The sequence below is a fragment of the Nocardia sp. NPDC051981 genome, from assembly GCF_040680715.1.
Classification (GTDB): domain Bacteria; phylum Actinomycetota; class Actinomycetes; order Mycobacteriales; family Mycobacteriaceae; genus Nocardia.
The window spans coordinates 61916-69318 of record NZ_JBFAXK010000038.1 but is presented as its reverse complement, the minus strand read 5'-3'; the positions used below and the strand labels follow the sequence as shown (position 1 = coordinate 69318).

7 protein-coding genes, 1 tRNA gene and 1 other RNA gene are annotated in these 7403 nt (G+C 66.2%); 5 read left to right on the top strand and 4 right to left on the bottom strand.

Annotated features, from left to right (window positions below; translation table 11 throughout):
• Nucleotides 1–212 precede the first annotated feature (212 nt).
• Both AB0L60_RS39070 and AB0L60_RS39065 read right to left on the bottom strand, forming a co-directional pair.
• On the bottom strand, nucleotides 213–908 hold the full coding sequence (locus tag AB0L60_RS39070; RefSeq protein ID WP_364624912.1) for a hypothetical protein: 696 nt from the start codon (nucleotides 906–908) through the stop codon (nucleotides 213–215).
• 117 nt (nucleotides 909–1025) lie between these two features.
• Nucleotides 1026–1604, bottom strand: a complete 579-nt coding sequence (locus AB0L60_RS39065; RefSeq protein ID WP_364624910.1) for an HhH-GPD-type base excision DNA repair protein — start codon at nucleotides 1602–1604, stop codon at nucleotides 1026–1028.
• A gap of 76 nt (nucleotides 1605–1680) precedes the next feature.
• On the opposite strand from AB0L60_RS39065, the gene AB0L60_RS39060 reads away from it, so the two are divergent.
• Entirely contained in the window at nucleotides 1681–2535 is an 855-nt protein-coding gene (locus AB0L60_RS39060; RefSeq protein WP_364624908.1) for a methyltransferase domain-containing protein, read from the top strand.
• Nucleotides 2536–2586: 51 nt separating this feature from the next.
• On the opposite strand, the gene AB0L60_RS39055 is transcribed toward AB0L60_RS39060, so the two are convergent.
• Both AB0L60_RS39055 and ffs read right to left on the bottom strand, forming a co-directional pair.
• Nucleotides 2587–3885: an aminotransferase class I/II-fold pyridoxal phosphate-dependent enzyme gene (locus AB0L60_RS39055; RefSeq protein ID WP_364624906.1), complete on the bottom strand. Its 1299-nt coding sequence runs from the start codon at nucleotides 3883–3885 to the stop codon at nucleotides 2587–2589.
• A gap of 139 nt (nucleotides 3886–4024) precedes the next feature.
• Nucleotides 4025–4119: signal recognition particle sRNA small type (ffs, locus tag AB0L60_RS39050), an RNA gene on the bottom strand.
• A gap of 99 nt (nucleotides 4120–4218) precedes the next feature.
• Between ffs and AB0L60_RS39045 the strand changes: the two genes are divergently transcribed.
• The 4 genes from AB0L60_RS39045 to AB0L60_RS39030 all read left to right on the top strand — a co-directional run bounded on the left by AB0L60_RS39045 (nucleotide 4219) and on the right by AB0L60_RS39030 (nucleotide 7386).
• Nucleotides 4219–5319: a hypothetical protein gene (locus AB0L60_RS39045; RefSeq protein WP_364624904.1), complete on the top strand. Its 1101-nt coding sequence runs from the start codon at nucleotides 4219–4221 to the stop codon at nucleotides 5317–5319.
• 54 nt (nucleotides 5320–5373) lie between these two features.
• Nucleotides 5374–5459, top strand: a tRNA-Ser gene (locus tag AB0L60_RS39040).
• Nucleotides 5460–6143: 684 nt separating this feature from the next.
• Nucleotides 6144–6902, top strand: coding sequence for a DUF2637 domain-containing protein (locus tag AB0L60_RS39035; RefSeq protein ID WP_364624902.1), 759 nt, complete (start codon nucleotides 6144–6146; stop codon nucleotides 6900–6902).
• 58 nt (nucleotides 6903–6960) lie between these two features.
• Nucleotides 6961–7386 carry a hypothetical protein gene (locus tag AB0L60_RS39030; RefSeq protein WP_364624900.1) on the top strand — a complete coding sequence of 142 codons (426 nt, stop codon included), beginning with the start codon at nucleotides 6961–6963 and terminating at the stop codon, nucleotides 7384–7386.
• Nucleotides 7387–7403: the final 17 nt, after the last annotated feature.

The window sequence follows — 7403 nt, the reverse complement described above, 5'->3', positions numbered from 1 at the left end:
CACCGAGGGCGGCGACGACCAGCGCGGACACCGCGGCGAATTTCTTGAGACGCATGTGTCTGGAATTCCTCTTTAGATGAGCGGATGCGTCCCAGGAGAACAGGGTCAGGTGTAGCCCCTGGGACGCAAGAATGGAAACCGGCCTTTACAAACACCACATGGCACGTTGGTTCCACCCGAGTGAACCTTTGCCCATCGGTTGCCGAAATTGCCTACTTAGGGGCGGTAAACGGCTGATTGATTGTCGTGAAGTATTGCACCGCAGCGGCAATCGCGACCGGAGCCGTGATGAACAATTGACCGCCGATGGTACCCAGGAAGCCGACGGTGGCCGCACCCACCACGCAGCCCGCGAGCGGACCTGCGCCGAAGAGGGTGGCCAGCGCACCGGTGGCTACCAGGCCGACGCCGATGCCCGCGATGCAGCCCAGCGCCGCGCCGCCGAGGCCGCCGACCAGCGTGCCCACCGTCGCGCCCAGGCTGATGGTGTCGCGCAGGCGGTTCCAGGCGGCCTGCTCACGGTCGTACTGGGTCTTCCAGGGGGCCTGGTCCTCGTAGGGCAGCGCGACCGGCTTGTAGACCGCGTGGTCCACGTCGAGCTGCGGGGTCAGGGTGGCCGTGCGGTCGCTGACCTGCGCCGCGATCGGGAACTCGAATTCGTCGACGCGGAATTTCAATTCCGTGCCCGCGACGGTGGTTCCATTGGCGGCCTTGATCTTCAGCGCGCCGTCCTCGACCACGATCGAACCGGCGTCGGTCCGGATGACCGTGCCGGCATCGGTGGTCTGGGCCGTGTAGTTGATCGCACCGTCGTCGGCCTTGGCCGGACCGGCATAGGCGGTTCCGGCGGTCACGCCGGTCGCCGCGATCGTCAATGCCGCGATTCCGGCGAATTTCCTCATCTTCATGCTGGTACTGCTTCCCACTGCCGCGAACTGAACTGTCGGCGGCAAGCATTAAGCAACCTCCAAGGTTTCTGGAGGTTAAAAACCAGCTTGATTCGATCCAGGCAAACCGGACACCGGTTACTTCGCCTTCGCGGCGGCCTTCGCCTGTTTCTTGAATTCCCGCACCTGCGTGAGGGATTCGGCATCGGTGACGTCGGCGACCGAACGGCGGGAACCGTCCTCGCCGTACGCGCCCGCGGCCTCGCGCCAGCCGTTGGCGGTCAGCCCGCGCTGTTTACCCAGAAGCGCCAGGAAGATCCGCGCCTTCTGATCGCCGAAACCCGGCAGCTTCTTCAGCCGCTTCAGGATTTCCTTGCCGTCCGGATCACCCTCGGTCCAGAGCGCCGCGGTCGTGCCGTCGTAGTTCTCCACGATGAATCGAGCCAGCTCCTGGACCCGCCGGCCCATGGAGCGGCCATAGCGGTGGATGGCCGGCGGGGTCGCGGCCAGCTCCTCGAATTCCTCGGGATCGGCGGCGGCGATCTTGTGGATATCGAACCCGCCCATGCGGTCGGCGAGTTTCCACGGGCCGCGGAATGCGTGCTCCATCGGAAACTGCTGATCCAGCATCATTCCGACCAACAGAGCGAAATCATCGGTCGAAAGCAGCTTGTCGGCATCGGATTCCTGCGCAATACACAGCGTGCGGCTCACCATGCATCGATCATCCCATTCATCCCAGGTCGCGGTGACGCGGGTCACGCTGTACCCGCAAAAGGACTAGGCTGCGGCCATGCCCGACACCATGGCTAATTCTTCAGTGCGAGCCGCGGCGCACCCTGCCGCTGGGTCCGGACTGCGACCGGACCGTTTCGACCGCGATGGACAAGACCAGCTCGTCGACGTTCACGATCTACAGGCAGCGCTGCCGGGCATCCGGAGCCTGCGCGCCTGGGCCCACGAGGCCCTGGCCACCCGGCCCGGCGAGAGCGCCGTCGACATCGGGTCCGGCTCCGGGTCGGAGGTGCTGACCCTCGCCGACCTGGTCGGCCCCACCGGCACCGCGCTCGGCGTCGAACCCGACCCGCACCTGCTGAGCACCGCCGAACGCCGCGCCGCCCAGGCCGGATCCGCCGCCAAATTCGTCAGTGGTGACGCCTACGGTCTGCCTGTCGGCAGCGAGAGCTTCGACGTGGCGCTGTGCGAGCGCGTCTTCCAGCACCTCACAGCACCTGCCCGGGCCGCTGGGGAGATCGCCCGGGTGCTACGCCCCGGCGGGCGCGTGGTGGTCATGGACACCGACTGGGGCACGGCCATCGTGCATCCGGGCGACCGGCACGTGGTGCACGAGGTCATCGAGACCATGATCGCGGGCACCACCAATCCCTACGCGGGCCGCCGGCTGGCGGGTCAGCTCACCAAGGCCGGGCTGGTCGTCGACGACATCGGCTCGCACGCACTGGTGCAGGACGGCCGCGTCGGTCCGGGCGCGCTCCTCGCCCGGGTGGCGGACCGGGCCGTCGCGCGCAGCGCCATCACCGAGCGCCAGCGCGACCAGCTGCTCGCCGACCTGGAGGCCGGCGCCGCCAGCGGCGACATCCACCTGTCGGTGACCATCTTCGCGGTGCTGGCCCACAAGCCGCTCTGACCGGAAACACGAGCGGCGCGCACCGTTTCGGGGTGCGCGCCGCTTATTTCGTTATGCGCCTTGCAAATTCATGAGCTTCTCGGACGCGGCCAGCAGCACGCAGGTGGCCAGGCCGTCCATCGCCTGCTCCAGCTCACCCTCGGACGGGAAGCTGGGTGCGATGCGAATGTTCTTGTCCTCCGGGTCCTTTCCGTACGGGTAGGACGATCCGGCCGGGGTCAGCGCGATGCCCGCGTCCTTGGCCAGCGCCACCACCCTGCTCGCGGTGCCCTCCAGCACGTCCAGGCTGATGAAGTAGCCGCCCTTGGGCTCGGTCCAGGACGCCACCTTCGAGGCGCCGAGCCGGTCCTCCAGAATCCGCAGCACCAGTTTGAATTTCGGCTCCAGGATGGCGCGGTGCCGCTGCATGTGCTCCCGCACGCCCTCGGCGTCCCCGAAGAAGCGCAGGTGCCGCAGCTGGTTCACCTTGTCCGGGCCGATGGTCTTCTTGCCCAGGTGCTTCAGGTACCACTCGAGGTTCGCGGTCGACGAGCCGAAGAAGCTCACGCCCGCGCCCGCGAAGGTGATCTTCGAGGTGGAGGCCAGCACGAACGGGCGGTTCGGGTGCCCTGCCGCCGCGGCCAGGCCCAGCACGTCCAGCACCGGCTCCGCGGTGTCGGTGAGCGGGTGCACCGCGTAGGCGTTGTCCCAGAACAGGCGGAAGTCCGGCGCGGCCGTCGGCATCGAAACCAGTTCGCGGGTAACGGCTTCGGAGAAGGTGACGCCGGTCGGGTTGGAGTAGTTCGGCACCGCCCACAGACCCTTGATGCTGGGGTCGGACGCCACCAGCTCCGCGATCAGGTGGGTGTCCGGACCGTCACCCTTCATCGGGATCGGGATCATCTCGAAGCCCAGCGACTCGGTGATCGCGAAATGCCGGTCGTACCCCGGCACTGGGCACAGGAACTTGAGCACCGGCTCGTCGGCCCAGCGGCGCACCGAATCGGCGGTGCCGTGCAGCATCGAGAACACCAGCAGGTCGTGCATGATCTCCAGGCTGGCGTTGTTGCCGGCGAGCAGGTTCGACACCGGAATGCCGAGCAGCTCACCGAAGATGGCGCGCAGCTCCGGCAGGCCGTGCAGGCCACCGTAATTGCGCACATCGGTGCCGTTGGCGTCGCGGTAGTCGGCGGTGCCCGGCAGCTCGAGGAGTTCCTGCGAGAGGTCCAACTGCTGGGGCGACGGTTTACCTCTCGTAATGTCCAGCGTCAGCTTCTCGGTCTTGAGCTTCGCGTAGTTCGCGGTCTGCGTCTCGTGTTCCGTCACGAGTTCCGCATGGCTCATCAAACCGAATTGCGTCTGCCGAGGCATCTGACAGCCTTTCCAATGGCGTGGGATGTTTGTCCAGGGTTGCGCGCACTGCGAACCCAACCGACCACGTTACTAGGCGGCCGCTCCGATTCGGCAGGGATATATACAGTCCGTCGCCACCCGATCGGGCCCCGAAAATGAAAGGGGACCCAGCGCACCCGGCAGAGCCCGTTGACCCTTGCTGCCTTCCGGCCCTGGGGGAGTTCACAGGATGCGCGCCGCGCTGGATCCGTCGGCCAGTGTAGCGGCTCACCGCACCCCGTGCGCCACCGGGTCGATACGATGCCTGCGATAAGCGGGGTCACCCGCGAAATTCCGGAGGGGAAAGACGAGATGACGAGTTCCGATCCAGGATCGGGTGGGCCGCACGACCCGGCGAAAGCCCAGGAAACCGCGCAGTGGTGGGCCACCCCGCCCACCGGAACCGACGCCGGCCAACCGGTCCAGGGCACGGACCCGACCATGCTGAACTACAACGCCGGCGGCATCCCGCCATACACGCCGCCCGCCCAGCCGCTTTCGACCGGCCAGCCCTCCGGCGGCTACCCGGCGGTGCCGGGTGGTTTCCCGCAGCAGGCGATGTCGGGGGGATTCCCGCAGCAGGCGGTGCCGGGCGGTTACCCGCAGCAGCAACCGGCCTCCGGGGGCTATGCGCAGCAACCGATGTCCGGCGGCTTCCCCCAGCAGCAGTACGCCCCGCCGCCTCCGACCCCGCCCATCGCGCCCGCCTACGGCTACCCGGCGCAGCCGCCCCGCTCGGGCGGCAACAAGACCGGCTGGATCGTCGGCGGTGTCATCGGCCTGGTGGTGATCGTCGGCGTCATCATCGGCGCGGTCGCCCTCTCCGGCGGCGACGGCCCCTCGCCCCTGAGCGACGACAAGAAGAAGAACGCCGGCAAGTACACGATGGACGGTGTCACCAACGGCTGCAGCGTGATCGACACCTCGGTGCTGAGCAAATGGGTGTCCACCTCCAAGGGCACCCCCGAGCACTCCGAGACCAAGCCCACCGACTACTCGGGCGGACGCTTCGACTGCCGCGCCGGCAACGAAGAGGCCAGCAAGACCGACAAGTACACCACCAACACCGCCGACCTCACCCTCGACGTGTCCTTCCTGAGCGGCGCGTCGACGGCCTACAACAAGCCCGAATACGACACCTGGAAGACGACCGACACCGGCACCACCGGCAGCGGCCGCACCGCCGGCGACGTGAACGGCATCGGCGAGGCGGGCTACTGGTCGGCCAAGGTCGACGACTGGACCTACTGGACCACCACCGACTACACGGTCGCGGTCAAGGACGACAACGCCTCCGTCAAGGTCAACATCCGCCTGCGCATGGCCAAGGGCCAGGACGTCAGCAAGGACGAGATCGCCCAGGTCTGCAAGGACCAGGCCCGGAAAGCCCTCACCAATCTGAAGAAGAAGTAGCCGCCGACCACGGCATTTGCTTCCACCAGGGGGGCACCCGGTATATTGCTCGGCGGAGGATTCGCCTAGTGGCCTATGGCGCTCGCCTGGAACGCGGGTTGGGTTAACAGCCCTCAGGGGTTCAAATCCCCTATCCTCCGCTTCGAAGGCCCCGGCCGGACTCAGTCCGGCCGGGGCCTTCCGCATTTCCACCGACCCGCAGCCGGTCGGGCCGCAGTCCCGGACTCGCGCAGTGCCCCATGACCCGTCCCGGTATTGCAGCCACCCGGTCGGCCGATCCAGCGCGCTGGCCGCGGTCTTCGATCCTTCCCCCGGCGCTCTGGCGCCCGATCTGGTGGACGCGGACGAGCGGCACTGGTCGCGGCCATGGATCTCAATAGCCGGATCGCACGGATCGCGGGCCCGCACTGGAGCGCATCCTGCTGTTGATTGGGCCGATAGCAGCGCTGTTCATCGCGGGCACAATGGCTTTCGTGGTGTTGGTGGTGGCACACTCCTCGCGGGGGCACGCCGGTGGAGATCGTGCGATGGGCTTTGGCCAAGTTGCAGTTGGGTTCTCGTCAGGGCGCGACGAGATGCCCCCCAAACCGGATGATTGCCACGAAACACCTATTGGTTGGGTACTTGCGCTGGCCCGATTGGTGCGGTCAGGCGTAATGGGTTGCAGCCCATGGGATTCGAGCTAATTGGCGGCTAACCACCGAGAGCGCTATTGTGCGCGGCCGCGCAGCACCGAATCTGAAACTGGCGCGGTACACAATCCAGGGACCGGCCGCACAGTACCCTCGCCGCCATGACGGAGATCACATCCGCGAGATCCACAGATGGCGACGTGCAAGCGCCCGCGCTGCACCGGGCGGGGGGGCGTCATGGGACGACTGAGTTCGTTCAGACCCCGGTTGGCACATGCTTCGCTAATTGTCGCGGGCGTAGTAGCAATCAAGTCATTTCAAATGTCTTTCGCCGCCCTGCACCAACTCTCGATACGCAATCTGGTTCCGCCCGACCTGGCTTCGAATGTGCCGATCGCCATCGACGGCCTGGTGATCGGTTCGATCATCGCCACCGCCTCGTTCCGGCAATGGAGCGTGGGCTGGTGGTATTCGACCGTGTTGTTCGTTCTTTCGACCATGCTCTCGATTGCCGGGAATATTCAGTACGCGCACGAGATCGGTGGCGGCGTCGTGGCCATGTTCATCTACGCCGGCATGCCGCTGACCATGCTGTTCGCGGTGCACCTCACGTTGATGCTCTGGCAACGCGGCAAGCAGGTCGCGGCCGAGCTGGCAGCCGAGCTCCAGGCCACCGAGCTTGGTGCGGCCGAGCTCGAGCCCGACCTGGAGACCGCTGAGCTCGAAGGTGGCCTCGGGGCCACCGAGCTCGAAGCCGAGTCGTTCACCTCACCGGATCTGGAGCACTCCGCGGAACCCTCTGCAGCGGGTCAGCCCAGGCTCTACCCGCTCGAATCCATCGGGCCCGGGTATTCCCGAGGGCAGACCGCAGGCATCGGCGCACAGCACAGGTCAGCGGCGCCGGACTCCGGTGAACGACCCCAGGTCTCGATGACCGCCGCACAAGTGTAATGGCGGATGCAGCTCGATCCATCCCTCAGTCACCCCTGAACCCTCTCTGGAGCGAAAAATGGCGATGAACATGTGGCAGGACCAAGGAGTAGATCAGTTCCGGGAAATCGCGAGCCGGCTGGCTTCGATCATCCAGAACAGTCTGGATCGATCGGGTGCGATGACACAGTTCACCGACGCAGTCGGCAACGTCGAAGCATTCACCGATCTGATGATCGAATACTCCGGTCGGTGGTTCAGTGAGACGGGCGGACGCTCGACACTGATGGGGCCGGAACTGTTCTGGATGTTGTCCGAGCCCGGACCGCGGCGCGGCCCGGTGGTCGCTATCCGCAACCAGGAAGCCGGTGCCGAAACCGAAGTCAATTCCGGGCTTCGCGCCCGAAAATTGTTGTTGATCTGTGTTTTCGAAGCACTCGCACATAGCCAATGGGGCGTCCCCGAGGGCGTCTCGGAGCATCCGCTGGTCAACGGTATGGTCTGATCCGCTGTTGAACTCGA

What these genes read in the sequence shown, in the direction of transcription:
- AB0L60_RS39070 (WP_364624912.1), bottom strand. Translation starts at nt 908, where the DNA reads ATGAAGATGAGGAAATTCGCCGGAATCGCGGCATTGACGATCGCGGCG.
- AB0L60_RS39065 (WP_364624910.1), bottom strand. Translation starts at nt 1,604, where the DNA reads ATGGTGAGCCGCACGCTGTGTATTGCGCAGGAATCCGATGCCGACAAG.
- AB0L60_RS39060 (WP_364624908.1), top strand. Translation starts at nt 1,681, where the DNA reads ATGCCCGACACCATGGCTAATTCTTCAGTGCGAGCCGCGGCGCACCCT.
- AB0L60_RS39055 (WP_364624906.1), bottom strand. Translation starts at nt 3,885, where the DNA reads ATGCCTCGGCAGACGCAATTCGGTTTGATGAGCCATGCGGAACTCGTG.
- AB0L60_RS39045 (WP_364624904.1), top strand. Translation starts at nt 4,219, where the DNA reads ATGACGAGTTCCGATCCAGGATCGGGTGGGCCGCACGACCCGGCGAAA.
- AB0L60_RS39035 (WP_364624902.1), top strand. Translation starts at nt 6,144, where the DNA reads ATGGCGACGTGCAAGCGCCCGCGCTGCACCGGGCGGGGGGGCGTCATG.
- AB0L60_RS39030 (WP_364624900.1), top strand. Translation starts at nt 6,961, where the DNA reads ATGGCGATGAACATGTGGCAGGACCAAGGAGTAGATCAGTTCCGGGAA.